General features: G+C 42.0%; 29 protein-coding genes. 14 read left to right on the plus strand and 15 right to left on the minus strand.

Annotation, left to right across the window (positions count from 1 at the left end; translation table 11 throughout):
* Positions 1 to 77 precede the first annotated feature (77 nt).
* A complete protein-coding gene (locus AAGR14_RS05200; RefSeq protein ID WP_342647532.1) occupies positions 78 to 551 on the plus strand; it encodes a DinB family protein in 474 nt (157 codons plus the stop codon).
* 95 nt (positions 552 to 646) lie between these two features.
* Here the strand turns inward: AAGR14_RS05200 and AAGR14_RS05205 are convergent, their stop codons facing one another.
* Entirely contained in the window at positions 647 to 1,282 is a 636-nt protein-coding gene (locus AAGR14_RS05205) for a phosphatase PAP2 family protein (RefSeq protein ID WP_342647533.1), read from the minus strand.
* Positions 1,283 to 1,523: 241 nt separating this feature from the next.
* Entirely contained in the window at positions 1,524 to 2,639 is a 1,116-nt protein-coding gene (locus AAGR14_RS05210; RefSeq protein ID WP_342647534.1) for a hypothetical protein, read from the minus strand.
* A 76-nt stretch (positions 2,640 to 2,715) separates the two neighbouring features.
* Between AAGR14_RS05210 and AAGR14_RS05215 the strand changes: the two genes are divergently transcribed.
* The 3 genes from AAGR14_RS05215 to AAGR14_RS05225 all read left to right on the plus strand — a co-directional run bounded on the left by AAGR14_RS05215 (position 2,716) and on the right by AAGR14_RS05225 (position 4,199).
* Positions 2,716 to 3,291, plus strand: a complete 576-nt coding sequence (locus tag AAGR14_RS05215) for a thymidine kinase (protein WP_342647535.1) — start codon at positions 2,716 to 2,718, stop codon at positions 3,289 to 3,291.
* A gap of 67 nt (positions 3,292 to 3,358) precedes the next feature.
* Complete coding sequence (locus AAGR14_RS05220) at positions 3,359 to 3,649, plus strand: putative quinol monooxygenase (protein ID WP_342647536.1); 291 nt, start codon at positions 3,359 to 3,361, stop codon at positions 3,647 to 3,649.
* A gap of 181 nt (positions 3,650 to 3,830) precedes the next feature.
* Positions 3,831 to 4,199: a response regulator gene (locus AAGR14_RS05225; protein WP_342647537.1), complete on the plus strand. Its 369-nt coding sequence runs from the start codon at positions 3,831 to 3,833 to the stop codon at positions 4,197 to 4,199.
* 115 nt (positions 4,200 to 4,314) lie between these two features.
* Here the strand turns inward: AAGR14_RS05225 and eno are convergent, their stop codons facing one another.
* From eno to AAGR14_RS05280, 11 genes are all read right to left on the minus strand, one after another.
* Positions 4,315 to 5,619 (minus strand): phosphopyruvate hydratase, encoded by a 1,305-nt coding sequence (gene eno, locus AAGR14_RS05230; RefSeq protein ID WP_342647538.1) that lies wholly within the window; start codon positions 5,617 to 5,619, stop codon positions 4,315 to 4,317.
* A gap of 154 nt (positions 5,620 to 5,773) precedes the next feature.
* Positions 5,774 to 6,466, minus strand: a complete 693-nt coding sequence (locus AAGR14_RS05235) for a DUF2490 domain-containing protein (RefSeq protein WP_342647539.1) — start codon at positions 6,464 to 6,466, stop codon at positions 5,774 to 5,776.
* Positions 6,467 to 6,530: 64 nt separating this feature from the next.
* Positions 6,531 to 7,625: an ABC transporter permease gene (locus tag AAGR14_RS05240; protein ID WP_342647540.1), complete on the minus strand. Its 1,095-nt coding sequence runs from the start codon at positions 7,623 to 7,625 to the stop codon at positions 6,531 to 6,533.
* A gap of 80 nt (positions 7,626 to 7,705) precedes the next feature.
* The gene (locus AAGR14_RS05245) at positions 7,706 to 8,467 is read right to left on the minus strand and encodes an ABC transporter ATP-binding protein (RefSeq protein WP_342647541.1); all 762 of its coding nucleotides are present in this window, start codon (positions 8,465 to 8,467) and stop codon (positions 7,706 to 7,708) included.
* A gap of 202 nt (positions 8,468 to 8,669) precedes the next feature.
* On the minus strand, positions 8,670 to 9,356 hold the full coding sequence (gene mtgA, locus AAGR14_RS05250) for a monofunctional biosynthetic peptidoglycan transglycosylase (RefSeq protein WP_342647542.1): 687 nt from the start codon (positions 9,354 to 9,356) through the stop codon (positions 8,670 to 8,672).
* Between the two features lie 149 nt (positions 9,357 to 9,505).
* Entirely contained in the window at positions 9,506 to 9,949 is a 444-nt protein-coding gene (gene rplI / locus AAGR14_RS05255; RefSeq protein ID WP_342647543.1) for a 50S ribosomal protein L9, read from the minus strand.
* 17 nt (positions 9,950 to 9,966) lie between these two features.
* Positions 9,967 to 10,230 carry a 30S ribosomal protein S18 gene (rpsR, locus tag AAGR14_RS05260; RefSeq protein ID WP_342647544.1) on the minus strand — a complete coding sequence of 88 codons (264 nt, stop codon included), beginning with the start codon at positions 10,228 to 10,230 and terminating at the stop codon, positions 9,967 to 9,969.
* 2 nt (positions 10,231 to 10,232) lie between these two features.
* Positions 10,233 to 10,595 (minus strand): 30S ribosomal protein S6, encoded by a 363-nt coding sequence (rpsF, locus tag AAGR14_RS05265; RefSeq protein WP_342647545.1) that lies wholly within the window; start codon positions 10,593 to 10,595, stop codon positions 10,233 to 10,235.
* 315 nt (positions 10,596 to 10,910) lie between these two features.
* On the minus strand, positions 10,911 to 11,537 hold the full coding sequence (locus tag AAGR14_RS05270) for a hypothetical protein (RefSeq protein ID WP_342647546.1): 627 nt from the start codon (positions 11,535 to 11,537) through the stop codon (positions 10,911 to 10,913).
* A gap of 47 nt (positions 11,538 to 11,584) precedes the next feature.
* A complete protein-coding gene (locus tag AAGR14_RS05275; RefSeq protein WP_342647547.1) occupies positions 11,585 to 13,708 on the minus strand; it encodes a ComEC/Rec2 family competence protein in 2,124 nt (707 codons plus the stop codon).
* 107 nt (positions 13,709 to 13,815) lie between these two features.
* On the minus strand, positions 13,816 to 14,151 hold the full coding sequence (locus tag AAGR14_RS05280; protein ID WP_342647548.1) for a MerR family transcriptional regulator: 336 nt from the start codon (positions 14,149 to 14,151) through the stop codon (positions 13,816 to 13,818).
* Between the two features lie 82 nt (positions 14,152 to 14,233).
* On the opposite strand from AAGR14_RS05280, the gene AAGR14_RS05285 reads away from it, so the two are divergent.
* From AAGR14_RS05285 to AAGR14_RS05295, 3 genes are all read left to right on the plus strand, one after another.
* The gene (locus AAGR14_RS05285; protein WP_342647549.1) at positions 14,234 to 15,220 is read left to right on the plus strand and encodes a D-alanine--D-alanine ligase; all 987 of its coding nucleotides are present in this window, start codon (positions 14,234 to 14,236) and stop codon (positions 15,218 to 15,220) included.
* A gap of 64 nt (positions 15,221 to 15,284) precedes the next feature.
* Positions 15,285 to 15,923 (plus strand): ABC transporter ATP-binding protein, encoded by a 639-nt coding sequence (locus tag AAGR14_RS05290; RefSeq protein ID WP_342647550.1) that lies wholly within the window; start codon positions 15,285 to 15,287, stop codon positions 15,921 to 15,923.
* Positions 15,916 to 17,025, plus strand: coding sequence for a hypothetical protein (locus tag AAGR14_RS05295; protein WP_342647551.1), 1,110 nt, complete (start codon positions 15,916 to 15,918; stop codon positions 17,023 to 17,025). The genes AAGR14_RS05290 and AAGR14_RS05295 overlap by 8 nt, the downstream gene beginning before the upstream one ends.
* A 20-nt stretch (positions 17,026 to 17,045) precedes the next feature.
* Here the strand turns inward: AAGR14_RS05295 and AAGR14_RS05300 are convergent, their stop codons facing one another.
* A complete protein-coding gene (locus tag AAGR14_RS05300) occupies positions 17,046 to 18,452 on the minus strand; it encodes a serine hydrolase (protein WP_342647552.1) in 1,407 nt (468 codons plus the stop codon).
* A gap of 101 nt (positions 18,453 to 18,553) precedes the next feature.
* Positions 18,554 to 18,979, minus strand: a complete 426-nt coding sequence (locus tag AAGR14_RS05305) for an acyl-CoA thioesterase (RefSeq protein ID WP_342647553.1) — start codon at positions 18,977 to 18,979, stop codon at positions 18,554 to 18,556.
* A gap of 92 nt (positions 18,980 to 19,071) precedes the next feature.
* Between AAGR14_RS05305 and AAGR14_RS05310 the strand changes: the two genes are divergently transcribed.
* From AAGR14_RS05310 to AAGR14_RS05340, 7 genes are all read left to right on the plus strand, one after another.
* Entirely contained in the window at positions 19,072 to 20,025 is a 954-nt protein-coding gene (locus AAGR14_RS05310) for an adenylyltransferase/cytidyltransferase family protein (protein WP_342647554.1), read from the plus strand.
* An 88-nt stretch (positions 20,026 to 20,113) separates the two neighbouring features.
* Positions 20,114 to 20,392: a 30S ribosomal protein S15 gene (rpsO, locus tag AAGR14_RS05315; RefSeq protein ID WP_342647555.1), complete on the plus strand. Its 279-nt coding sequence runs from the start codon at positions 20,114 to 20,116 to the stop codon at positions 20,390 to 20,392.
* A 121-nt stretch (positions 20,393 to 20,513) separates the two neighbouring features.
* Positions 20,514 to 22,661 (plus strand): polyribonucleotide nucleotidyltransferase, encoded by a 2,148-nt coding sequence (pnp, locus tag AAGR14_RS05320; RefSeq protein WP_342647556.1) that lies wholly within the window; start codon positions 20,514 to 20,516, stop codon positions 22,659 to 22,661.
* Between the two features lie 174 nt (positions 22,662 to 22,835).
* Entirely contained in the window at positions 22,836 to 23,111 is a 276-nt protein-coding gene (locus AAGR14_RS05325) for a hypothetical protein (RefSeq protein ID WP_342647557.1), read from the plus strand.
* Between the two features lie 69 nt (positions 23,112 to 23,180).
* Positions 23,181 to 23,849, plus strand: coding sequence for a ribulose-phosphate 3-epimerase (gene rpe, locus AAGR14_RS05330; protein WP_342647558.1), 669 nt, complete (start codon positions 23,181 to 23,183; stop codon positions 23,847 to 23,849).
* A gap of 125 nt (positions 23,850 to 23,974) precedes the next feature.
* Entirely contained in the window at positions 23,975 to 25,042 is a 1,068-nt protein-coding gene (gene serC / locus AAGR14_RS05335; RefSeq protein WP_342647559.1) for a 3-phosphoserine/phosphohydroxythreonine transaminase, read from the plus strand.
* Between the two features lie 114 nt (positions 25,043 to 25,156).
* Positions 25,157 to 26,113: a D-2-hydroxyacid dehydrogenase gene (locus tag AAGR14_RS05340; protein ID WP_342647560.1), complete on the plus strand. Its 957-nt coding sequence runs from the start codon at positions 25,157 to 25,159 to the stop codon at positions 26,111 to 26,113.
* The last annotated feature ends 49 nt before the right edge of the window (positions 26,114 to 26,162 follow it).

Genomic DNA, 26,162 nt, shown 5'->3' on the forward strand with positions numbered 1-26,162 from the left:
GTTTATTACAGTAAAAGCTATGCTTACATTTTGCCAACCAAGTTTTAAATACTTTGTTGTAAGCAAAAACAGGTTTTATGGCTCAAGATCAAATTTTGTTAACTGAATTAGAACAACTATTGCGAGGCGGTACAGCTCACGCTCATTTAAACGATGCTTTGAAAGGGCTACCAGCAGAGCAAAGAGGCGAAAAGCCTTACGGATTACCTTACAGCATCTGGCAACTGGTTGAACATATTCGTATTGCTCAGTGGGACATGCTGGAGTTTAGCAAAGATGCCGGTCACCAATCGCCTAAGTGGCCCGACGAATACTGGCCTGAGGAAGCAGCCCCTAAAGATGAGGAAACCTGGAACCAATCCATACAGCAGATAGAAAAAGATTTAAATGAAATGATTGCACTGGTAAAAGCCGATGATTTGTATCAACCTTTTCCGCACGGCACAGGGCAAAACCTATTGCGCGAAGCCCTGCAGGTGGCCGACCACAATGCTTACCACACAGCCGAAATTATTTTGCTACGCCGTTTGTTAGGCAGCTGGAAATCGTGACAGTTGTTATAAAGTATAACGTCAATAAAAAAATAAAACGTGCATCTCTGTTACGGTGATGTGCGTTTATTTGATGTCTAAAATATAGGGTATATTTAATTACCGGCTTGTAAGGCTAGAGCCCGCGCATTGCGTTGCATCTGCTTGCCGTACATGAATTTTTGCAATTTATAAGTTAAGAAAGCCGATCCGGAGCCTAATACAATACCGCACAGCACATCGCTGGGGTAGTGTGCGCCACGGTACATGCGTGAATAAGCTGTTGCCGAAGCAAAAGCAAAGCTTGGCGCAATAACATACCACTTAGGGTAAGCTAAACTCACCGAAGTTGCCACGGCAAACGCGGTTGAAGTATGCCCTGATGGAAACGAATAATCAGTAGGAGAGGTATTACCCTGAAGCATGATTTTATCACCCCAGGTAACAAAAGGCCGCTGGCGCTGTATGGCGTTCTTCATCAACATAGTAAGGGCTGTGTTACCCACCAGTGTTATGCCCGTATTAAGCGCAGTTTGTTTTAATTTTTGATCATGGGTGGCAATACCAGCGGCCATCAACGCTAATGGTGTAGCGGCCGACATCATGATAGCGTTATTGGAAACAAATTTCCATCCGGCGTTTTCGCTGCCGTTATTTGGGTTAAATTTAGACAATAGGCTTACATCCCAATTTTGAGATTTACCTGCCGATATCTGTAAAAAAAGGATCAGCGCTAATAGTTTAAACTTCATTTATAAACAGTAAAAGGGGTTACTAAGTATGTTTATTTTCAATAACGTTTACTATAAAATGAAAGGGTAGGCCGATGAAGTGTTTTTATACGATAAGATTAAATCAAAAGTTTAAAATATTAATCTCGATTTAAAAATAGGATAAATTTTTATCCGGAGGAAATTTTGTTTCTGCTTATTTAACAATTGAGCCATACTTACACGGTAAACATGGCTCAATTATATTTGTGGCACTAAAAGTTTATGCAGAAAATCGACGGTGCAAAATCATGTAAAATTTATCAACCGTATCGGGTTTGGCTGTCCAGTTATTTTTAGTGACGTAATTTGACCGCAAAAAGCGATCAGCTTCATCAAAGTTTTTACAGCGGTTCAGTAACTCCACCGCTTCGCTGTACGCCAGACTGTAACCGTTAAAAAGGTCCTTAACAAACAGCATTTTATCATTCAGATTGATGGCCGATTTAATATCTGTTACACCAGAGCTGTTGTAGCCTGGGTTTTGAGATGGAGATTGCTGCTGCAATTGAGCTGATAAGCGCTGATTTAAAGTAAGAGGCTGTTCTGGCTCTTTTTTAGGCTGTTCAGGTACCGGTGGTATTACCGGCTCTGCATTAATGTGAGCGATTACTGGAGCAGCAACGGGTTCAATGGGCAGTTCATGAGTTTTAAATTCTTGTACAGTTTCAGGCTTAAATTCGCGCTCAGGCTCTTTATCTTCCACGTGAATAGCTGTTGAAAAGCTGAAGACTCCTTCCTGCGGTCTAATTTCCTCGTTCAAGTTTACATGCGGTGGCTTTTCGTCTTCGGTATGGCTGCTGCTAATATCAAAGGTATGTGCGTTGCTGCTAACATCCGGCTCAGTGCGCACAAAGCCAAAAGAGTCTTGCGTGGCCGCCGGTTCAATGTTTATTTCGGGTGCGGCTTCGGTAGTTTCCGGTTCGTTGGTAAATATTGTCTCGATAACAGGTTCTTTGATAAAAGCAGGTGCCGAAGACACTGGCTCATCTTCGGGCGGGACGTAGGAGTTAAAGGCCAAAGCTTTTTCAGACAACGATGGCAGTGGTGCTTCTTCAATCTGCTGTACAGGCTCCTCAATCACTATCGGAACAGTGGTATTTACGAAAGAGCTATCCCCACTTTCGGTATGCTCGGGCAAACTGATAACAGTTTGCTGATTTTGTAGATTGACTTTGCGTAAAATCTCGGTATGGTCTGTTAAAAACTTAGCGTTGGCTGCAAATAGTTCCAGTTCCAGATCGTTTAAATTCGTGTCTGCAGTCTGCAGATAATCGAACTGTTCAGTGAGTTCATGAAGTATATGGCTTATCTTTTTTAATATCTCTTGCTGTTTCATGAAGTGTGATGTTGAAAATGTCCCTATTCAAAAGTAAGATATAATTCTGATATTAGCCGGCTTTAAAGGTTTAAGAATGCTGTTTAGTGAAGATGTTTTTAAAAGGCGAAGTGAGCATGGTGGGAGTATTGAGGTGGTATGCGGATCGATGTTTTCTGGTAAAACCGAAGAGCTGATTCGTCGTTTACGCCGTGCACAAATAGCCCGTTTACAGGTAGAAATATTTAAACCTAAAATTGATACCCGCTATGATGAAATGGCTATCGTATCGCACAATCAAAACAGCATTCCGAGCACCCCGGTCGATAGTTCGTCCGCCATATTACTTTTGGGTAGCCACGTGCAGGTAGTGGGTATTGACGAAGCTCAGTTTTTTGATGATGAGTTACCCAACGTGTGTAATATATTAGCTAACCGTGGCGTGCGGGTAATTGTTGCCGGATTAGATATGGATTACAAAGGCAAGCCGTTTGGCCCTATGCCTGCCATCATTGCCATGGCCGAGTCGGTTACTAAGGTGCATGCTGTTTGTGTAAAATGTGGTAACCAGGCGCTTTATTCATACCGCCTGGTGCCTGATGAAAGCCGGGTGTTACTTGGCGAACAGGAAAGCTATGAACCCCGCTGCCGGGTATGCTATCTGCAAGGTTGATAATGTTGGTGATGTACTGAACAAATGATTACACGGTTGGTTATAGATTTATATAACCGACTAAGTGATGAGCGTGAAACTAATAGCTGTTTTGCATTGTAATTTAGATGCAGAAGAAACCTTTGAACAAGAGTTAAAAAAATTGGTTGAAGCATCCATCAACGATCCCGGATGCCTGTCTTACGAATTATACCAGTATAACGAAGAGCGTTGCCGCTATGTAATCATCGAGGAGTGGCAAAATGAGCAATCGCTTAAGCAACATCAGGAGGCAGTTCATTATAAGCACTTTATCCGGGTGTCGCCAGTGTTACTTGCCAAGCCTGCCAAAATAAAAGCATTAACCAGATTGTTTTAAATGCCCGAGTATCGTGTTTAATCCATCTCTGTTTTAAAATAAAGCACTTTTTAGCGCTTTATTTTAAAACAAAAACCCTATTTTCTGTTGTTAATAGCTAAATGACATTGCTGTTTCTGATGACGATATTGTCAGAGTAGTAATTGCTTTATTTATTTAAATGTAATATCCCGATCCTGCCATGGCAAAAAAAGTTCTGCTTATTGAAGATGATAAAGACATCAGAGATACTATAATTTATGCTTTAAGAGAACATCAGTATGAGGTCATTGACTCAGAAGATGCCAAGATCTTAAAAAGGGTCAGTGAAATCAATCCTGATTTGATTTTGCTGGATAACTGGCTGACGGATTGGAAAAGTGATGCCAACGGTCAGCAGTTGAGCAAAGAACTCAAATCTAACGCGGCTACCAGTCATATCCCTGTGGTTATTGTATCGGCTGTAAGTAATATTAAAGAAGTTACCGAAGCCGGGCTGGCCGATGGTTATTTGAAGAAGCCTTTTGAGTTAACCGAGCTGTTTGATATTGTGCACAAGTTTACCGACTAATTGCCATCTAACCGAGGCCTCAGCCTTGCTCAATTCACGTTAAAAATATTTTATAAAACAACAAAAGCCGCTTAAGTAAGCGGCTTTTGTTATAACAGGTAAAAATTACTGTTAATTATTTTTGTCTTTTCTTCAAAAATTTGAAGTCTTTACCAATAAAACGTGCATTAGCACCTAATTCTTCCTCGATGCGCAGCAATTGGTTGTATTTTGCAATCCTGTCCGAACGTGAAGCCGAACCGGTTTTAATCTGACCGCAATTTAAGGCAACAGCTAAATCGGCAATGGTAGCATCTTCAGTTTCGCCAGAACGGTGACTCATTACCGAAGTATAACCGTTGGTTTGCGCCAAAGTAACGGCGTTGATAGTTTCGGTTAACGAGCCAATCTGGTTTACTTTAACCAGGATAGAGTTACCGGTTTCGTTATCAATACCTTGCTGTAAACGGGTTACGTTAGTTACAAATAAATCATCACCTACTAATTGTACTTTATCGCCAATTTTTTCGGTTAACAATTTCCAGCCATCCCAATCGTCTTCGGCCATACCGTCTTCGATAGAAATAATTGGATATTTTGCAGCTAATTCTGCCAGGTATTCTACCTGCTCAGCGCTGGTACGTACAGCACCTTTGTCGCCTTCAAATTTAGCGTAGTTGTATTTGCCACCTTCGTAAAACTCAGATGCAGCACAGTCAAACGCTAAAAATATATCTTCGCCTGCTTTGTAACCGGCTTTTTCAATCGCTTGTAAAATGGTTTCAACACCATCTTCGGTACCGGCAAAAGTAGGAGCAAAACCACCTTCGTCGCCTACTGCTGTAGATAAGCCACGATCATGAAGAATTTTTTTCAGGTTATGGAAAACCTCGGTACCCCATCTTAAAGCTTCAGAAAATGAAGGAGCGCCAACCGGCATAATCATAAATTCCTGGAAAGCGATAGGAGCATCTGAGTGTGAACCACCGTTAACAATGTTCATCATCGGTATAGGCAAAGTGTTAGCGTTAACGCCACCTACATAACGGTATAAAGGCTGACGGCTTTCTTGAGCAGCAGCTTTAGCCACGGCTAAAGAAACGCCTAAAATAGCGTTAGCACCTAAGTTACCTTTGTTAGCAGTACCATCAATTTCGAGCATTAACTTGTCAATCGCATTTTGCTCAAAAACATCCATGCCTTGCAGTTCTTTGGCCAGTTTGTCGTTTACGTTGGCAACTGCCTGTAAAACGCCTTTGCCCATGTATTTGCTTTTGTCGTTGTCGCGAAGTTCAACAGCTTCGTGTGCACCGGTTGAAGCACCCGATGGTACGGCAGCACGGCCTAAAGCACCATTTTCGGTTAACACCTCAACCTCTACGGTAGGATTGCCGCGCGAGTCTAATATCTGGCGGGCATGTACATTAATTATTAAGCTCATAAAATTATCAAGTTTGCTAAATGTATAGGTACACTTTTAATTGCGTGCTAAGATAAGTGCAAAATATGATATTAAAAATGTTAAAAGTGAATACTTAGTGTTTTGTTTACAATAACTTAATACAGCAATAGCTAGCCAAATATGGTAACAAGTATTATTTGCGTTGCAGATTGTATGTAGCCGTTAAAATCAGGTAATTTTTATCATCGCTGTTGTTGATGGCATAGTTACGTTGATTAATAAAACCAGCTTGAAAAGTAAAAGGCTTTGTAAACTTATAACCCAATGACGGTGAAAAGCGATTGCGTTCAAAATTAGGTTGCTTGTTATTGAAGAACACTTCGGCAAAAACTGAGGCAAATAAAGTGCCCTGTTCTAACTTAGGCTTATTTAACGGCAAGGTGGCGGTTAAACGGTATCTAAATCTGTTTCGGTACCCTGTATTTAGCCAACGCTGTTCAATACGGTAACGGTGCTCAAGTTTTAACCTGCTGATGTAGTGATTGGTGGTAAACTGTTCCCAAAAACGGGTTTCAGTAATTTGCGGGCCATCGTCTACAGCATTAAACCCATAGGTAGTATACCGGCCGGTGCCCAGCAAAGCAAAACTGTTATTATCAAAATTGTAACTGACACCTGTTTTTAATTCGTAGTAGTAAAAATTGCTGGCTACGCCATAATTTCGATTTTGCGCCTCAAAATAACCACCCCATCGGTGTTGTATACTGCCTGGCAAGTTAACGGTTATAATATTCCAACTACCGGTTCCCGAAAATTGTCCTTGTGCTTTAACTGGCAACGTTTTTATTGACAATAAAATGAAAAGCAGCAATAATTTAAAGCGCATTGTTAAGGTTATGTTAACAGATGCGCAAATATAATAGTAATCAGGTATGTTAAATTAATATTAACTATTCCCATTTAAATGTTTTAATAGCAACGGCATAGATTGCCACTCCCCAAATGAATAGAATCAAAAGTTGGTGACTTACTTCAAGTAATCCTGCTCCCTCAAAAGCAACCTTTCGCATAGCATTATTTAAATGGGTAAGCGGCAAAATATTGCTCACCGGTTGCAACCATTTAGGAAATGCTGCTGTAGAAAAGAAAGTGCCTGATAAAAGGAATTGGGGCAGGGTAATAATGTTAGATAAAGGTGGCACACTGGTTTCGTTACGGGCCAAGCCTGATATAATAAAGCCAAACCCCATAAATACTACGAGGCCTATAAAAGCCAACAGCAACATGTTAAGCACAGTAGCTACACCATTTACCAAGGTGAAACCGAAAGCATAATGGCCTATGCTGATAATGATGATGGCACTTAACAAGGCAAAGGCAACGCGGGCCAGCATCTCTCCTAAAATAATGCTGTACTTTTTTACCGGTGTGGCAAAAAAGCGTTTAATTACTAAGGTTTGGCGCAAGCTTAAAAATACAAAAGCAGTACCAAACACGCCGATGTTTAGCAACGAGAAACCCAATTGCCCTGGTAATATAAAGTCGATGTATTTGTATTCACGCCCTTTGATTGTGGTTTCCTTAAGTTCGGCTATTTTAGGGCGCACGTTAGGGTCGGCTTGGGTATTAAACTGGTAAAGCAAACTCTTAAGCAGCGACCGAAGCATATTGCCTTTTTCTTGTGATGCCGCAGTAAAAGTTACATCGAGTGTATAAGCCGGCAGGCCGTTGTTTTTGTGAATATTGATAATAGCATCCAGGCTGCCCTTGTTCAGGTTTTTTTGCATGTCGGCTACCGATAACTCTTTCCTTAAATTGATGACATTGTAGTTTTTTAATACGTGGTAAATTGGGTTAAGCGTATCAGCGTTCTTAGCCAAACCTGCGTCGATGCTAACAGCCCCACCGCCAATATTGGCAAATATTACAATGAAGATTAACGGAAACAGTAAGCTAAATACTACAGCCGACGGGCTCCGGAATATAGACCGTAAACTGGCTTTGATAATAGATAAGGTAGCGTGAAGGTTATTATATGGTTGCATAAAAGTAAGGCTGTTGGTGTGTTGATTATGAGGTTGATTGATTTTCTCTTCCCCTTTTAGGGGGCAGGGGGGCTAGTGGCTTACTGCCGCAAATCTTTCCCTGTAAGATTAATAAATACATCCTCCAGGTTAGCTTGCTTTACCTGTTTAGGACGCTCAAATCCACGTGCTACCAGTTCGTCAATAAAGTGGTCGGGTGTGTTGATGCCTATAATGCGGCCGCCGTCAACAAAAGCCACGCGGTCGCATAACTCTTCGGCCTCATCCATATAATGTGTAGTGAGTACAACAGTGGTCCCTGCGCTGCGGATATCACGTATAAGTTGCCACAAGTTGCGGCGTGCTTGTGGGTCGAGCCCCGTAGTAGGCTCATCTAAAAATATAATACGCGGACTGTTAATTAAGGTCGTAGCGATAGAGAAGCGCTGCTTTTGCCCGCCCGAAAGGTTTTTATATTGCGTTTTAGCTTTATCGGTAAGTGCTACCTTTTGCAGCACATCCAATGGCTTAATACGCACGCCATACAACCCGGCAAATAAATCAAGTAGTTCAATCAAGTTAAGGCCTGGATAGTACCCTGCAGCCTGCAACTGTACGCCAATGCGCTGTTTGATCTGGTCGGCCTGCTGGTCTACCGAAAAGCCGTCTACCATAATTTCGCCCGACGATTTAGTACGCAGGGTTTCAATAATTTCGAGCGTAGTGGTTTTCCCTGCACCGTTGGGGCCAAGCAGTCCGAAGATTTCGCCTTCGTAAACGTCAAAGCTAATGCCCTGTACAGCAGTAAAACCGGCGTACTGCTTTACCAGGTTTTTTACAGTGATGATAGGTTGTGTTGCCATACTTTAAAAGTAAGGCGAGTGGAGGCCGAATTAAATAACTTTTGGCTGAATGGTTGGTTTTTGGTTATGAATGGTAGCGGCTAGCAATTATGCAGAATATTTATCAGGTACTACCGGAAATTAGGTATACAAGTTTGGATATACATCATGAACTTTACCACGCATATCTTCAATATATGTTCATCAATAAAGCAGCATCATACTAAAAATCTAAAGGGCCCAAACGACGCATATTCATCAAAATCAAATACCGGCGATGGCGCAAAAAGCGGGTTGGGTTAGTGGCCGACCGTTTTAGCGGGCTCGGGAATATAGCAGCAATAGCTGCGGCTTCGCGCTTGGTTAGGTTTGCAGCCGGCTTGTGAAAGTAATTCTGAGCGGCAGCTTCGGCACCATAAATGCCATCGCCCATTTCAATTACATTCAGGTAAACTTCCATAATGCGCTGCTTGCTCCACAAAACCTCCATCAGCATTGTAAAATAAGCCTCGAAAGCTTTTCGTATGTAAGAACGGCCTGGCCACAAAAAGACGTTTTTAGCCGTTTGCTGCGAGATGGTGCTGCCGCCAATTACCTTTTTGCTATTACGGTTTTTATTGATAGCGTTTTGTATGGCTTTAAAGTCAAAGCCGTTGTGCTCTAAAAACGACTGGTCTTCGCCGGCTATCGCGGCTCTTTTCATATTGATAGAAATCTCGTCAAAATCTTTCCAGTGTTTATCAATTTTCCATGTTTTGCCGGCAGCCTTACGCTCAAAGCCACGGGTAAGCATGAGCCAAGTAATAGGCGGATTTACAAAACGATAAAACAGCACCCACAAAAAAGTGAAACCAACAAAGGCAATTACAAATATTTTTACAAAACGCCAGATGAGCTTACCAATACCCATAAAATGTATACGGATGTTTGAATTAAAAGGGGAATAAACAGCGCAATTTACTTACATAAAAAAAGTGTTTAGCTTTCACTAAACACTTTTTTTTAAATATTTAAAGATCCGGAGGCCTCAATGCTATCAGCCGGGTTCCGGATCTAAAATTACTCAGCTACAACTTCAAAAGGAACCTGTACTTTAACTTCTTTGTGTAAGTTTAAAATAGCAGTGTATTCACCTGTAAATTTAGGGTCCTCGTTAAAAGTGATACGACGACGGTCAACTTCAAAACCTTGTTTTTTCAAAGCATCAGCCACCTGGATAGTGTTGATAGCACCAAAGATTTTACCGCTCTCGCCGGCTTTAGCGCCGATAGTTAATTTGATGCCTTCTAAACGTGCAGCTAAATCGTCAGCATCCTTACGGATTTTGTCTTGTTTAAACTGAGCTTGTTTCAGGTTTTCGGCTAACACTTTACGTGCTGATACTGTTGCCAGAATGCCAAAACCTTTCGGAATTAAAAAGTTACGGCCGTAACCAGCTTTTACTTTTACTACGTCGTCTTTCTCACCGAGGTTTTTAACGTCTTGTTTTAATATAATGTCCATTTTGTTAACCTCCTGTGTTATTTTAACGAGTCAGCAACGTAAGGTAATAAACCAATGTGACGGGCACGTTTAACAGCCTGAGCCACTTTACGCTGAAATTTTAATGAAGTACCGGTTAAACGACGTGGTAACACTTTACCCTGATCGTTAACAAACTTTAATAAAAAATTAGCGTCTTTGTAATCAATGTATTTGATGCCGTTTTTCTTGAAACGGCAATATTTTTTGCGGTTATCGTCCACTTTAGGAGCGGTAACGTATTGGATTTGATCGTTTGCCATAATTAACCTGCTGCCTCCTCTGTTTTAGGTTTTTTGTTGAAAGCGCCGCTGCGTTTTTTCTCGTTGTAAGCAATGGCATTTTTATCCAAAGCAATAGTCAGGAAACGCATTACACGCTCATCACGTTTAAAATCAATCTCCAGTTTGCTGATTAATTCACCCGGAGCACGGAATTCGGTGAGGTGGTAATACCCGGTCGATTTTTTTTGAATCGGGTACGCTAATTTTCTCAAACCCCAATTGTCCTCTTGAACAATTTCGGCTCCGTTATCAGTTAAAAGCTTGCTAAATTTGGCAATTACCTCTTTAGCAACCTCATCTGATAACAACGGGGTTAGAATGATGACGGTTTCGTACTGTTGCATTTTATACGTTTTGTTATTTTACTACCCGTATGAAAACGGGAGTGCAAATGTATAAATATTTTAAACAATATGCAAGCGTCTTGATGTTAAAGTGTTGACTGCATGGCCGGTAACGGCAGCAATTATCCTGTTTGACATTTTGTTGCTTAAAATCGAGCTGTAAAAAGTTAAGCTCCAAGCATTGTTTAAATGCTTACACAATCTTATTCATGAACAGAACATGCTTCATTAGTATTATTTAAAACAACAACGCCACTGATTTTGAATAAATCAGTGGCGTTGTTGTTTTAAAACTTCAGCTTTTTGTAAAGCTGCTTATTTGCGTCCGCTCATTGCGCTTAGCTCAGTAAGTGTAATTTTGTCAAAACCTGCCGGGATACCAAAAGTACCAACCGGAGGTTTAGTTTCCGAAATTGACTTTAAAGTATTGGTAACACTACGGCCCATTTGGTTAATAGTAAATTGTACCGGAAACCCACCCACTTTAGCATAAATTGTACTGTAAGCGCTGGCTGGTGCATTGATATCAGTGGTTACCCAGGTATCAAAAGTGGTATTGCTTTTTGCATCTTTAGCTATCACTTTTTTGCAATTATAACCGTTAATCTGTTTGGTTTCGGTAGTAGGAGTAAAAGTAAAGCTTGGCATTTTAGACATGGCTTCTTCTAGCTCTCCAGGCGTAGCAACGCCTGCCTTTTTGATGTTGGCAACAGGTACATCAACCAAAACGGCCAGATAATCTTCTTTAAAGCCTAATACCTTAATAGTAGCAGGGCCTTGCTGAATTACAGTGGCTGATGAATCGCCTTTGAAATACACTTTAGCCTCGGTACCGGCCACCTCGTAAACGGCAGTACCTTCAGTGTAAGATTTTTGTGCGCTTGCGCTCAGGGCAGTAGCTGAGAGGGCAATACCCATAGCAGCAGTGAACAATTTATTCATGATTATAGTTAATTGCAATTAGTGATTAATTTAAAGTTATCAACTTTTTAGTTAGATGCAACAATATATGATTTGTTACGGCGTAAATTAAATAAATTTATATGAAGGCTATCTGCCTCGGACACTAACTTTTTCAGCCGCTGTGGCGAGTTGCTGGCCTCAGCAATTAAATAGTTGTAAGCGTAACTGTTGTTCAATTTTTTAAGGGTTACATGCGGATTTTGTGACAGCAAAACGTAATCTACCGGCAGTTTCTCATTTAAGACTGTTTTATCGAGCGATGGATTAAAAAACAAAACGGTTTTTTGCATAAACTGCACGTAGTTGCTTTGCTTTTTAAAAAAGGTAGTCTGCAAACTTTGCTGCGGCTGGCAAAACAGCAGGCTGTCTACACCTAAACTATCCAGGCAAGGTTGTATACTGTATTGGTAATTTTTATCAGCTAAGGTAAAATTAGTTACCAGCACTGCCTGTCGGCCTCTCTGAAACAAGGTAGCCGTATTCTTTTTTACGTTAAAAAATACTATCCTTTCGGTTTGCAAGGTTTGTGCCGCTTTCCAGCTACTGCTGATGCATAATACCAGTACATAAACAAAGCTGAGTTTTAGCATAGCCGCCTTTTTACTAATAAAGAAATAAAGTGTTAAGCCAATTAACAAATACCAGCACCAGTATTCAAACGGGGTAAGCCATATTTTGCCAATGCTGGCGTAAGGCAGGTGTTCTATAAAACTTAAAACGCGGGTCATCCCAGTAATAATCTGCTCTAACAGGTAACCACTCCACTGGCTGAATACTTTGAGGAAGGGAATAAATGTGCTGGTTAAAAATATAGCCCCAATAATTACAATGGCTTCGGCCGGTATAAGGATGAGCAGGTTGCTGATTAAAAAGTAAACCGGAAACTGGTGAAAATAATAAGCACTTAAAGGAAAGGTAATAATTTGCGCGGCTACAGATGCCGAACAGGCATACCATAATTTACGCGTCACCTGATTTTTTAACTCTTTAAGTTCGTAAATAACTGGCTGCACCACTAACAAGCCAAATACGGCTAAATAAGAAAGCTGAAAGCCAACATCGGTAATCAATAGCGGATTGTAAAGCAACAATCCAAAAGCGGATACTGCCAATACGTTTAAAGTATGCACAGGCCGGCTGCCGGCTTTGCTTAAAATAATCAGGCTAAGCATAACAGCCGCCCGGCATACGGCTGGCGACAAGCCGGTGAGTATGGCATAACCCCAGATTAGTACCAGCGAGAGGCCTGCATTAAGCCACTTACCAAAACGATGATGCCTGAAGGGTTTGAGCAATGTACTGATGAGCCAAAAAATAACGGCCACGTGTGCGCCCGACACAGAAAGCACATGTATGGTGCCTGTTTTGGAGTAAGCCTGTAACACCTCACTGCTTAAGTCGGCCTTATAACCCAACAGCAGGGTAGAGGCTATGGCTGCTGCTTCGGGGTTATGCAGATAATTTTTAATAGCCGCTATCAGTTGCTGCCTTATTTGTAGCGAAAATGCAATAAGCCGGTTGCCCTGGTTGCGTCTTAGCAGTCGTGCCTGCGGTAAAGGCAAAAAGCTCTGGTAATAAATATTCTGGTTAGCCAGATACTGTTTGTAGTTAAACTCGGCCGGGTTGTAAGGAGGATCGATGTGCTTATAAGTAGCCGGTATTAGCCATACATCGCCATAGTGGGCTTTGCGGGTATTGCTATCGGCTACAAAAGTAACCAGCAAATTGCCAGATGCTCGCCTGGTGTATTTGCCGTTAATCAGGCTTTGTGCCCGGGCATTAAAACGGGTGTAAATACCTTTAGCAGAGGGCTCGCTTACTATTTTTACAATCAGGTAATCGGCTTTGAGCTTAGCGAAATGATTAATACTATTCAGGTCGTTACCACGGTAGGTGCCTAACCAGCCCGCACAAAACAGGATAAACGAAAGGAGTGCGCCACCCAGCCAGGCAAAGCGATGAATACTTAAACGGTTATAAAAAAGGTTTGACCCAACAAACAGCAAAGTACTTATACCCAAAACAGCAGCTATGGTTTTTACCCATAAATGCTGATTGCTGTGCAGCGCCGAAATAATGCCGGCTATTAACGGCAGTAGCCAGTAAAAAAAGGGTATTTCACCCTTATGGGCACGGAGCAGTGTTTGCACTTACAGGATAGGTTTGTGCCCGAAGATACATAAGAAGATTGACTGTTAATGAGCCATCATTAAATGACTGAGTAATGCGGTTGGCATGCATTGCTGGCGACAGCCGCTTACAGCTGGTCACGCACTTCGAGCAAAAACTTTTTAAGATTTTCGAGTGCGGATAAAACGCTTTGCTGGCTTTTGGTTTCGTTAATGTTGCTTTTCAGGTGGTCTTTGGCGCCTTGTAACGTATAACCTTTATCGCGTATTAAATGAAAAATGATTTTTAAATTTTCAATATCATCCTCAGTAAAATAGCGGTTGCCTTTTTTGTTTTTTTTAGGTTGCAGTATATCAAATTCTTTTTCGTAATACCTGATTAACGAGTGGTTAACGCCAAACATAGCGGTTACCTCGCCCATGGTATAGTACATTTTATTGATATCGCGTTCTTTATAAGGCATGTGCAAAAGTAAAGCATAAATTGCAACAATCAATCCACGATTTGAATTTTTGACTGTCCTAACTTTTATATATTTGAACAGTATGAGCAAAAAGAATATCGCCCTTTTGGCCGGTGGTTATACCGGCGAATATGAGGTATCTATTAATAGCGCCAAAAATATTGCGGCTAACCTTAACGCCGACCAGTATAATGTGTACACCATCCTCATTGACCGCGACCGCTGGTTTTATCAAAACGGCGATGAAAAGGTCGATGTCAATAAAAATGATTTCAGTTTGCCGCTCAGCACCGGTAATGTAAAGTTCGACAGTGTGTTTATCACGGTACACGGTTCGCCCGGCGAAGATGGTAAGCTGCAAGGTTATCTGGATATGTTAGGCCTGCCTTACAATACCTGCGATGCCACCACCTCAGCCATCACCATGAATAAAGCTTACACTAAAGCGTTGGTGCATGGTATTCCAAACCTGCATGCTGCTAAATCTGTAAAGCTATTTAAAGGTGATATACACGATGTGAGTACCATTGCATCAGTGCTGAAGTTTCCGCTGTTTGTAAAACCTAATAATGGCGGCAGCAGCGTGGGCATGAGCAAGGTGCATAACGTAGCCGAGCTGCCCGCCGCTCTCGAAAAAGCATTTCGCGAAGATGAGCAGATACTGGTTGAAGAGTTTATCAAAGGCAGGGAGTTTAGCCGTGGATTGGCACGTTTGCATGGCAAGATTGTAGTGCTGCCCGCTACCGAAATAATCAGCTCTAAAGAGTTTTTTGATTACGAAGCCAAATACACCCCAGGTGTTACCCAGGAAATTACTCCGGCCGATTTGCCCGAAGAAAAAAACAACCAGATTGCCGACATTTTGACCGAGGTTTACCTGCGGCTAAATTGCCGCGGCATGGTACGGGTTGATTTTATTTTAGACGAGCAAACCGGCGACTTTTATTTTATCGAAATTAATACCACTCCCGGTCAGTCGGCCAATAGCCTGATACCGCAGCAGGTTAGGGCTGCTGGCATGGACGTTAAAATTTTTTACGGTGACATTGTAGAAGGTTCTTACCGGTAATGTAACAAAACGAAGCATCGGCACTCTTAAACTTGCAGTATTTGCGCTGATTAACTGAACATCGATGCTTCGTTTTGTAAATTTTCAAAAATCATACGGGCAATACCCTGCCCTGGATATCCCGGCTTTTGACATTAAGCTCGGCATCTATTGGATTAAAGGCGTTAACGGCTCCGGTAAAAGCACACTATTAAAATCGATTGCCGGTATGCTGGCTTTTCAGGGTGATATTTTGCTGCATGACATCAGCATCAAGAAGCAACCGGTGGCCTACCGTAAGCTGGTGAACTTTGCCGGGGCCGAGCCCCTGTTTCCCGAATTTTTAACCGGACGCGAGCTTATTAATTTATTCGCCTCCGCAAAAGGCGCTCCTGCCCGGCAGGAAGATAGCTACCTGAACAGCATGGATATGCGCAGCTACATTAATAAGCCCGTAGGCACTTACTCAAGCGGGATGTTAAAAAAACTATCTCTGGTGCTGGCCTTTTTGGGTAAACCCAAACTGATATTGTTGGACGAACCATTAATCACTATTGACGCCGCTGCGCTGGCCGTACTTTATCAATGGATAGCAGAGCAACATCAGCAGTATCAAACAAGCTTCTTATTATCATCTCACCAGGTGCTGGATGCTGATTTGTTGCCGGCCGGTATACTGCAGGTTGACAAACAAACGCTAACTCATATTAACGGGTATGAGTAAAGCGCTCACCTACGTATTTGTCCGCATTTTTGTAAACGGGTTTTACCAGGCACATGCCGGTTTATTTCTTTTCTTTTTTTTGTTTATGATAGGCGCCGTTGACCCGGCCCAGTTACTGAATTATCACAAAACGCTGATGCTGGCGTTGGTAAGTAGTCCGGTAATGCTGTTACTGGTTTTTGCTGTTTGGCTACTGTATGCAATTAAAAGTGTGCATTATGTAACCGGGCAAATTAACGCGCCTACGCAGCAGTTTTTGTATTATAGTGCCGTTTCATTTTCAAAGCAAGAGCAGTTTAAAAGCTGGTTTACAATACAATCCATTATTTTTTTGCCGGTAACGCTTTACGGACTGTTAGCTGCAGGCGTTGGCTTAAGCAATCACCAATATTTGTTGCCCCTGTTAATCGTGGTGTACCTGTTGCTTTTAACAGCGCTTGGTGCATGGATCTATACGATAAGGCTGAACCGTTTGATAGCCAGCAATAACGGACCCGCATGGCTGCAATGGAGCAGCGGTCTAAAAAAGCCGTTATTTAGTTTGTACATCTACCATATACTCCACCAGTTCAAACTGCCATTTATAATCACCAAAGCCCTGTCGTGGTTAATTATTGCCAGTATATTCTGGTTATTTGCCGATGTAAAGCACGATGCTAGAGTGGCAGGCATGGCCGTGCTGGCTATAGGTATAGCACACGCCATACTGGTGTTTGAGCATCAAAAGTTTGAGCAGGTTTATTTAACATGGGTGCGCAACTTTCCATACGCTTATATTAAACGTTGCGTTTTTGCAGCCCTTACCTACAGCCTGCTCTTGCTACCCGAAGCAGTATGGCTGCTCAGTCGTTTTAATATACCTTTGGCAGTCAATTTATTTTTAATAGCCTTAAGTATGCTTATGCTTTTGCATGCATTATTAAGCTACATCGGGCTTAACATGGATAAGTACCTGCAATGGTTGATGGGCTTATTTATACTCTTATTCTGGATTATGATGTTTAAGCTAACATGGCCTTTAATTGCCTGCAATGTGCTGCTGTCGTATTGGCTGTTCCGGCAAAATTATGGCCGGGATTTGCAGGTTGTTAATGGCAAATAATCAGTCCATCTAGTTGTACCTTAATTTAGTGTTTTTTTCTTCCAGTCCGCATCTTTTTTACTGCCATTGTAAGTAGTGAGTGTATTTAATGCACCGGTTTCATCTTTCGAGAACTCAAATTCTAATTTGGCTTCCTTGATGTAGAATCGGGTGCTACTTTTAGCATGCAATTGCACGCGCCAAAGTCTGTCTTTGGGGTTAGGCGACTCTACAAAGAGCCGGTTGCCTTTATGGGTGATGATGAGTTGATGCTCTGCGTTAAAAATATAGGTACCTGCATACTGTTTAAGCAGATTTTCGTCAATTTTGACGTTTAGGTCTACAGGCTTGCCGCATGCCAGCCGGGCAATGTCGTTAGATAATACTATCCAGTCCATATCCTGTTCAAAACCGTTGAACAACGTAACAATATAAATATCTTGATTGGGCAGATAAATTTCATTGGTCTGGTAGCCATCAGTCGAACCACTATGCTCAATAGTGGGCTCACCATCCAAATTGCGTATATACCAGCCGTAACCGTAGTCTGACGTTGTTCCGTCATTTAACCGGTAAGGCGTGTAAGCCTTTTTTAGTAACGACCGACTTGCCAGTTTTCCCTGCAATAAGGCTTGATGCCACTTTACTAAATCATCAGCATTACTTACCAGGCCTCCGGCGGCATATAAGACGGTCGGATTTTGCAGATCAGCGTTTTCCCATCTTTTGCCGTCAAACCTGGAGTAGCCACGGACTATGTTGTTGCCGGTCTGCTCCAAACCAATATAGTTAGTATGTATTACCCCTGCAGGTTTAATAATGTGCTCAATTAAATAATTTGGATAGGATTGCCCGGTTACCTGTTCAATAATATATCCTAACAAGTAGTAATTAGAGTTACTGTAATCAAACTTAGTTCCGGGTTTAAACAATAAAGGCTCGTCTTTAAAATAATCAACACCCTGGGCAGGGGTGTAATTGTCTCTGACTTTTGCAGGATTGGGGTGCTCAATAGCCTGATAGTTTATGATTCCGGAGGTTTGCGTGAGCAGATTTTCGATAGTAATAGGGTAAGGCGTTACCGGAAAATCCTTCACATATTTCTGAATGGTATCAGTTAAAGAAAGTTTACCCTGCTCCACCAGTTGTAGAATGGCTACTGCGGTAAACTGTTTGGTGATCGAACCTACACGGAAGGCCATGTCTTCGGTCATGTTCAGACCGGTTTTCAGGTTAGCCTTACCAAAAGCCTTTTTATAAATAATTTGACCATGCCTGGCTATGCACACCACGCCGCCCGGTGCAACGGAAGGCAGTTGTTTGCTAATCAATTGGTCAATGGCGGCGGCTGACAGTGTATCGTTTTTCGCTGGTTTAGCGGAAGTAGTTACAGCTATGCAAAGGATAGCCCAGCAAAAAAATAAATACCTGATTAAGCGGTAGTTCATTAAGCAAATATGCTGTTTTTCCTTTCGTTTAGTATCTAATCTAAAATGCTGTCGTCATCAAAATAGCAATATCTTTTTTGGTTGATAACGTTAGTTGGCTATCAAGCGTAAATCTGGTAGTGCTCAATAATATCCTGCGGAATTTTAGCGGCTCGGCCGGTTTGCATATCAATCATCGTATAATCAAACCAGCCATCGCAGCAAACTTTTTTGGTAGCCTTGTTAATGATGGCAAAAGCTACGCGGCACCCTTTGTCGTCAATGGTTTCGATACCGGTGCGCACGGTAAAATAATCGCCCATTACCAAAGCACGCTTATAGTCAACATGTGCAGTGCGCACTACCCAGCCAAAACCACGTTCCATAAATTTTTCCATGGCCATGCCGTAACAGGTATCCATTTGCTCGTAGCGGGCAGCCAGCACATAATCAAAATACTTGCTGTTATGCACATGTTTAAACATGTCTATATCATCCGGGCGTACCCGGTGTTCGGTTTCGAAGGTGGCGTACTTTTGCTGTTCCATATTTTCTGTAGTGCATAAACAATAGCGTTAGCAGGTATATTGTTTAGCAGTGGCAAAACAATACATTTGATGGGTGTTTTAAAACAGGTTTTATGAATGCTAATGGTTTACTGTTAAAGTTAAGCAGCTTAGGTGTGCCCGACGAGGTAATTAAACGTTACCAGGAGCCGCATCGTTTTTATCATACACCGGAGCACCTGTATGATATTTACCAGCAACTGCTGGAAAGAGGATTAGCCAACCATAAGACGCTATTACTGGCTACCGCCTATCATGATGTAATTTACAATCCGCAATCGGCAACTAACGAAGAGGACTCTGCCCAATATTTTATGCAGAATTATGATGGTGATGCTCAACTAAAGCAAGAAGTTTATAACGTCATCATCGATACCAAAACTCATCAACCCCGGTCTGAACTGTCTGCCATATTTTGCGATGTGGACCTGAATATTTTAAGGCAACCTTTAAATAAGCTGTTGATTTACGAGGACCAGATTTTCAAAGAGTTTCAATTTGCCGATTTCTCCCTGTACCGGGTTAAAAGGGTAGAAGCATTACGTCAGCTGCAAACTAAAGTGTCTAAAACCGATTTAGAAGCGCTGATTACCTACGTAAAACACCGGCAGCCCCAAATTGCAGTTTATCCGGGCAGCTTTAATCCGTTTCACAAAGGGCATTACAATGTTTTGCAGAAAGCCGAGGTCATATTTGATAAGGTCATTATTGCTAAAGGCAGTAACCCCGGCAAAGAGGATTCCGTTTTTGAAGTACCTGCAATATTAAGCAACCGGCAAATAGCCGTTTATACAGGTTTGCTGACGGATTATGTAAATAGCCTGAGCTATCCGGTTACCATCATCCGTGGCTTGCGCAATAGTACAGACTTGCAATACGAGCTTAACCAGTACAGATACCTGCAAGATTTAAGCAGCCAGCATCTTAAAATAGTCTCCATTTTCTGCGACCGCGAATTTGAGCATATTTCAAGTACAGGCATCCGGCAATTGCAAAACTATGGCATGGCCGGCGCCTATTTATTGTAACGTGCTGAAGTGTTTGTTTATCAGGTATTGTTTTGTATATTTGCGGCTTAATTAATCAAAATATTTACGCTTTAATATTATTCAAGCAATGTATTTAAGTTCAGAGTGGAAATCAGATATTTTCGCAAAACATGGTGGCGCAGCCACTAACACAGGGTCAGCAGAAGGACAGGTTGCTTTATTTACCAGCCGTATTGCACACTTAACCGGGCATTTGAAAAAAAACAAAAAAGATTTTGCCACTCAGTTATCACTGCAAAAATTAGTAGGTAAACGCCGCGCTTTGTTAGCTTACCTGTACAAAAAAGACATTCAAAGATACCGTGCTATCATCAAAGCTCTTGAGCTTCGTGATATCATCAAATAACGCTTTCCAGTCTTTAAAAAAAAGCTATCCGTTTTCGGATAGCTTTTTTAATTTTGAAAGAAAAATAAACAATTAAAAAGCGGTACGCTCTAAAAGATGAAAAGCGCGCCAAATAAACAAGATGAGTTACAATGCAATTAAAAAGGTAATCGATTTAGGTGATGGCCGCACCATTGAGATCGAAACCGGAAAACTGGCCAAACAAGCCGATGGCTCGGTAGTAGTAAAGATGGGTGCTACCATGCTGCTGGCAACAGTAGTATCGGCCCCTGAAGCTAAAGAAGGTATTGACTTTTTGCCTTTATCGGTTGATTACCAGGAAAAATATGCGGCAACAGGCCGTATTCCGGGTGGTTTCTTGCGTCGCGAGGCCCGTTTATCAGATTATGAGATTTTGATCTCACGTTTGGTTGACCGTGCTTTGCGCCCGTTATTCCCCGAAGATTACCATGCTGATACGCAGGTAATGATCTCTTTAATTTCTGCTGATAAAGATATTATGCCTGATGCCTTAGCCGGTTTGGCAGCATCTGCAGCATTATCTGTATCTGATATTCCTTTCAACGGACCAATTTCTGAAGTTCGTGTAGCCAAAATTGATGGTCAGTTAATCATTAACCCAACCTTAAGCCAGTTAGCCAACGCTACCTTGGAGTTTATTGTTGCCGGTTCTGAAAACGACATCAACATGGTTGAAGGCGAGTGTAAAGAAATTCAGGAAGAGGAAATGGTAGAGGCTTTAAAGTTTGCTCACGCTGCTATTAAAGACCATTGCCGCATCCAGAAAGAACTTACTCAGGAAGTTGGCAAGACCGAAAAACGCGTTTATTCTCACGAACACAGCAACGAAGAATTAAAGCAACAGATTTATGCCGCTACTTACGATAAAGTTTATGAAATAGCCGGTTCGGGTTCTTCAAAACACGATCGTCATCTTAAGCTTCGCGAGGTGCGCGATATGTTTATCGGTGCCAACTTAGGTGTTGATGCTGATGCGGTGACCCTTAGCCTTGCTAAAAAATATTTTCACGATGTAGAGTATGATGCTGTACGTAACCTGATTTTAGACGAAGGTAAACGTTTGGATGGTCGTGAAACTACTCAAATTCGTCCTATCTGGAGCGAGATTGATTATTTGCCGGCAGCACACGGTTCTGCAGTGTTCACCCGTGGCGAAACTCAAGCTTTAACAAGCGTTACTTTGGGTGGTAAAGATGATGAGCAAATGATTGATGGCGCATTCATCAACGGTTACAGCAAATTCATCCTGCATTATAACTTCCCTGCATTTTCTACCGGCGAAGTTCGTCCTAACCGTGGCCCTGGCCGCCGCGAAGTTGGTCATGGTAACCTGGCTATGCGTTCATTACGTCAGGTATTGCCACCAGATGATGAAAATCCATACACAATTCGTGTAGTCTCTGATATTTTAGAGTCGAACGGTTCGTCATCAATGGCTACAGTTTGTGCCGGTACGCTGGCACTGATGGATGCAGGTGTTAAATTAAAAGCACCGGTATCTGGTATTGCCATGGGCTTAATTACTGACGAGAAAACCGGTAAATATGCTATCTTATCAGATATCTTAGGTGATGAAGATCATTTAGGTGATATGGACTTCAAAGTTACCGGTACCGTTAATGGTATTGTGGCTTGCCAGATGGACTTAAAAATCAATGGTCTGTCTTACGAAGTGGTAGCTAAAGCTTTAGCGCAAGCTAAAGAAGGCCGTTTGCACATCTTAAACGAAATGAGCAAAACCATTAGTCAACCTCGTGAAGATTATAAGCCGTTTGCTCCGCGTATAGTTACCCTTAAAATTGATAAAGAATTTATTGGTGCAGTTATCGGTCCCGGTGGTAAAATCATTCAGGAAATGCAACGCGAAACCGGTGCAACTATCAGTATTGAGGAGGTTAACAACCAAGGTATTGTACAGGTATTTGCAGATAGTAAAGATGCCATTGATGCAGCTGTAGGCCGCATCCGTGCCATTGCCTCTAAACCTGAGGTTGGCGAAGTTTACGAAGGTAAAGTGCGCTCTATTATGCCGTTTGGCGCCTTTGTAGAGATTATGCCAGGTAAAGATGGCTTACTGCACATTTCTGAAATTGATCATCGCCGTATTGAAACTATGGATGGTGTGTTTGAAGTAGGAGAGATGGTTAAAGTGAAATTGCTTGACGTTGATAAGCAAGGAAAACTGAAATTGTCGCGTAAGGCTTTATTGCCGAAACCCGAAAAAACTAACGCTCCTAAAAGCGAATAATTAGGGCTTAGAGCCTGTTAAGCCACATATTACTCAGATTTTATCTGAGCAGTATGTGGTTTTTTTATTTGTTTTTTTGTTTATTTGCAATATCCCCTGAATGTTAATTTAAACTCATTATAAAGATACATATATAGATAAAGCCGAAAGTTTAAAGATCGATCCCGTGTACCAATGACATCTACTACCAATGATGATCCTTTAGATTTTTTGAGCAGCAATTTGCAGGGAGCGCCCCAACGGTCGCAAACTGATTTAATACAGCTACTGCTTTACGAAATTATAAGGGTAAAAGAAATAATTAAATACTACGAATCCATTCCCAATGGCGCTGGCCAGTTGGGAGCGTCTATTCTTAATGAATTAGTATCGGAGGCTTACCAGTCGTTGGTAAACTATGATACCGAGTTAATGCGCAAATATTATGACTTGTTGCAAAACTGCGACTAAGTCTCGTTTTTGTCGTTCCTTTTGTTTTTTACTTAGCGTTATATAGTCAAACCAACTATATTTGGCGGTATGAAGCACCTAACTGCTCCTTCTGTTTTAGCCGCTGACTTTGCCAACCTGCAGCGTGATATTGAAATGCTGAACCGCAGCCAGGCCGACTGGATACATGTGGATATCATGGACGGCATGTTTGTACCCAATATATCCTTTGGGTTACCAGTTGTAGAAGCCATTAAACGTTATGCCGCCAAGCCGCTTGATGTACACCTGATGATTGTTGAGCCCGACCGTTACCTCAAAGCATTTGCCGATGCGGGTGCGGCGCATATCACTGTACATTACGAGGCTTGCACTCATTTACACCGCACCATACAGGCTATTAAAGATTTGGGCTGTAAAGCAGGCGTTGCCCTTAACCCGCATACGCCTGTAGCGCTGCTCGAGGATATTATAACCGATCTTGACATTGTACTAATTATGTCTGTCAACCCTGGCTTTGGCGGGCAAAAATTTATCCCTAATACTTATAAAAAAATTCAGCAGCTTAAAGCGTTGAGTGAAGTACGCAACCCTGACCTTTTTATTGAGATTGATGGTGGTGTGAACCTGCAAAACGCTGCCGATTTAGTAACTACCGGTGCCAATGTGCTGGTGGCGGGCAACTTCGTTTTCTCATCGAATGATCCGGTACAAACCATATCATCCCTGCACGATATCACGCCGACTAAATTTGTATAAAACATGACTTATCTCATTAAAAACGGATAAAAGATTAATTAACTACCAATTTAATAGGGTATTTTTTTAACTTCGGGCGCAACTACTAAGGCTTACCGGCCTTTCTAAATTATATACTAAGCGTTATGAAACATAATTTTGGTGCCGGACCCGGCATTCTTCCTCATGAAGTTTTGAAGCAAGCAGCTGAGGCTGTAGTAAATTTTAACGGCATTGGCTTGTCCATTCTCGAAATTTCACACCGCTCGGCAGAGTTCGAGGCGGTTTTAGATGAGGCAGTTAAATTAGTTAAAGAACTGCTGCAAGTTCCAACAGGTTACTCGGTATTGTTTTTACAAGGCGGTGCCAGCCAGCAATTTGCCATGGTACCTTACAACCTGTTACCCGAAGGTGGCAAAGCCGCTTACCTGGAAACCGGTGTTTGGGCTAACAAAGCTGCCAAAGAAGCCAAGTATTTTGGTAATGTTGAATTGGTTGCAACTTCTAAAGAAAGCAACTTTACCTACATCCCTAAAGATTACGAAATACCGGCTGATGCAGCTTATTTCCATATTACCTCTAACAATACCATTTACGGTACCCAGCTGCAGGAATTTAAAAAATCACCTGTGCCGGTAGTATCAGATATGTCTTCAGATATTTTTAGTCGCCACATCAGCGTAGAAGATTTCGGGCTGATTTATGCCGGTGCGCAAAAAAATATGGGGCCTGCCGGTGTAACGCTTGTGATTGTAAAGGATGACATACTGGGCAAGGTTGACCGTAAAATACCTGCGATGTTTAACTATCAAACGCAGATTGAAGGCGGATCAATGTACAACACGCCGCCGGTCTTTGCTATTTATGTGTCTATGCTTACCCTGCGATGGTTAAAAGCTAAGGGTGGTGTTGCCGCTATTGAGCAGGAAAATAATGCTAAAGCAGAGCAGTTGTACCGCGAGATTGACCGCAATCCATTGTTTAAAGGTGTTGCCGCTATAGAAGACCGCTCAAAAATGAATGTTTGTTTCGTAATGAATAATCCGGAACATGAGAAACCATTTCTGAAATTGTGTGATGAAAAGGGCATTGTGGGTATTAAAGGGCACCGCAGTGTAGGAGGCTTCAGGGCATCTATTTATAATGCGTTGCCTATAACCAGCGTTCATACCCTGATTGATACTATGCAGGATTTTGCTGAGAAAATTAAATAAATATCGGTGTGCATATTGGTAGTAATAACAAGTCTCTTTGTTGTGCATCGTGCACTATTAAGTGCTTGAGCTGCACCAATTAAATATGCCCTTACTTTACTATATATACTAATTATGTTTAAACTACTTGCTAATGATGGTATTGACCCGGTAGGTAAGCAAATGCTTGAAGAAGCCGGATTTGTTGTTGATACTAACCACATACCTCAAGAAGAACTGCCTGTAAAGCTGCAGGCTTATGATGCTATTACAGTGCGTAGCGCCACTAAAGTGCGCAAAGCGTTAATTGACCAATGCCCTGACTTAAAATTGATTGGCCGTGGTGGTGTAGGCGTTGATAATATAGATGTTGAATACGCCTTGGAAAAAGGTGTTGCAGTGCATAACACGCCTGCAGCATCGTCTGCCTCGGTAGCTGAGTTGGTATTTGCTCATTTATTTACCGGTGTTCGGTTTTTGCAGGATGCAAACCGCAAGATGCCGGTTGAAGGCGCTACCAAATTTAATGATTTAAAAAAGGCGTATGCCAAAGGTATCGAGCTAAGAGGTAAAACTATCGGTATATTGGGTTTCGGCCGCATAGGCCGCGAAACTGCTAAAATAGCTTATGGCTTAGGCATGGATGTGCTGGCGTTTGACGTACACCCATCAGTTACCGAACTTGAGTTAGAGTTAGTCGGTGGTATCAAAGTAAGCGTTCCGGTAAAATATGCTGATAAGAATGAAGTGATTGAAAAAAGCGATTTCATTTCGTTGCACGTACCTTTTAGTCCTGAACCGGTTATTGGTGCTGCCGAATTTGAAATGATGAAAAAAGGTGCCGGCCTGGTTAACTGTTCGCGTGGTGGTACTGTTGACGAAGATGCTTTGCTGGAAGCACTCAATAGCGGGAAGCTGGCATTTGCAGGTTTAGACGTTTTTGATAACGAGCCTACTCCGCGTACAGATTTGCTGCAGCATCCTAAAATCTCTTTAACACCGCACATTGGTGCATCTACCAACGAAGCGCAGGAGCGTATAGGTGTAGAATTGGCTACGCTGATCATTAATCATTTTGAGAGCCTTAAATAGGTTGTATTTCAATTAAAATAAATAAGGCTCAACTGATAACCAGTTGAGC

This window comes from Mucilaginibacter sp. CSA2-8R (genome assembly GCF_038806765.1).
GTDB lineage: Bacteria > Bacteroidota > Bacteroidia > Sphingobacteriales > Sphingobacteriaceae > Mucilaginibacter.

Coding starts and splice junctions, on each gene's coding strand:
- AAGR14_RS05200 (WP_342647532.1), top strand. CDS start 78: ATGGCTCAAGATCAAATTTTGTTAACTGAATTAGAACAACTATTGCGA.
- AAGR14_RS05205 (WP_342647533.1), bottom strand. CDS start 1,282: ATGAAGTTTAAACTATTAGCGCTGATCCTTTTTTTACAGATATCGGCA.
- AAGR14_RS05210 (WP_342647534.1), bottom strand. CDS start 2,639: ATGAAACAGCAAGAGATATTAAAAAAGATAAGCCATATACTTCATGAA.
- AAGR14_RS05215 (WP_342647535.1), top strand. CDS start 2,716: ATGCTGTTTAGTGAAGATGTTTTTAAAAGGCGAAGTGAGCATGGTGGG.
- AAGR14_RS05220 (WP_342647536.1), top strand. CDS start 3,359: ATGAGCGTGAAACTAATAGCTGTTTTGCATTGTAATTTAGATGCAGAA.
- AAGR14_RS05225 (WP_342647537.1), top strand. CDS start 3,831: ATGGCAAAAAAAGTTCTGCTTATTGAAGATGATAAAGACATCAGAGAT.
- eno (WP_342647538.1), bottom strand. CDS start 5,619: ATGAGCTTAATAATTAATGTACATGCCCGCCAGATATTAGACTCGCGC.
- AAGR14_RS05235 (WP_342647539.1), bottom strand. CDS start 6,466: ATGCGCTTTAAATTATTGCTGCTTTTCATTTTATTGTCAATAAAAACG.
- AAGR14_RS05240 (WP_342647540.1), bottom strand. CDS start 7,625: ATGCAACCATATAATAACCTTCACGCTACCTTATCTATTATCAAAGCC.
- AAGR14_RS05245 (WP_342647541.1), bottom strand. CDS start 8,467: ATGGCAACACAACCTATCATCACTGTAAAAAACCTGGTAAAGCAGTAC.
- mtgA (WP_342647542.1), bottom strand. CDS start 9,356: ATGGGTATTGGTAAGCTCATCTGGCGTTTTGTAAAAATATTTGTAATT.
- rplI (WP_342647543.1), bottom strand. CDS start 9,949: ATGGACATTATATTAAAACAAGACGTTAAAAACCTCGGTGAGAAAGAC.
- rpsR (WP_342647544.1), bottom strand. CDS start 10,230: ATGGCAAACGATCAAATCCAATACGTTACCGCTCCTAAAGTGGACGAT.
- rpsF (WP_342647545.1), bottom strand. CDS start 10,595: ATGCAACAGTACGAAACCGTCATCATTCTAACCCCGTTGTTATCAGAT.
- AAGR14_RS05270 (WP_342647546.1), bottom strand. CDS start 11,537: ATGAATAAATTGTTCACTGCTGCTATGGGTATTGCCCTCTCAGCTACT.
- AAGR14_RS05280 (WP_342647548.1), bottom strand. CDS start 14,151: ATGCCTTATAAAGAACGCGATATCAATAAAATGTACTATACCATGGGC.
- AAGR14_RS05285 (WP_342647549.1), top strand. CDS start 14,234: ATGAGCAAAAAGAATATCGCCCTTTTGGCCGGTGGTTATACCGGCGAA.
- AAGR14_RS05290 (WP_342647550.1), top strand. CDS start 15,285: ATGCTTCGTTTTGTAAATTTTCAAAAATCATACGGGCAATACCCTGCC.
- AAGR14_RS05295 (WP_342647551.1), top strand. CDS start 15,916: ATGAGTAAAGCGCTCACCTACGTATTTGTCCGCATTTTTGTAAACGGG.
- AAGR14_RS05300 (WP_342647552.1), bottom strand. CDS start 18,452: ATGAACTACCGCTTAATCAGGTATTTATTTTTTTGCTGGGCTATCCTT.
- AAGR14_RS05305 (WP_342647553.1), bottom strand. CDS start 18,979: ATGGAACAGCAAAAGTACGCCACCTTCGAAACCGAACACCGGGTACGC.
- AAGR14_RS05310 (WP_342647554.1), top strand. CDS start 19,072: ATGAATGCTAATGGTTTACTGTTAAAGTTAAGCAGCTTAGGTGTGCCC.
- rpsO (WP_342647555.1), top strand. CDS start 20,114: ATGTATTTAAGTTCAGAGTGGAAATCAGATATTTTCGCAAAACATGGT.
- pnp (WP_342647556.1), top strand. CDS start 20,514: ATGAGTTACAATGCAATTAAAAAGGTAATCGATTTAGGTGATGGCCGC.
- AAGR14_RS05325 (WP_342647557.1), top strand. CDS start 22,836: ATGACATCTACTACCAATGATGATCCTTTAGATTTTTTGAGCAGCAAT.
- rpe (WP_342647558.1), top strand. CDS start 23,181: ATGAAGCACCTAACTGCTCCTTCTGTTTTAGCCGCTGACTTTGCCAAC.
- serC (WP_342647559.1), top strand. CDS start 23,975: ATGAAACATAATTTTGGTGCCGGACCCGGCATTCTTCCTCATGAAGTT.
- AAGR14_RS05340 (WP_342647560.1), top strand. CDS start 25,157: ATGTTTAAACTACTTGCTAATGATGGTATTGACCCGGTAGGTAAGCAA.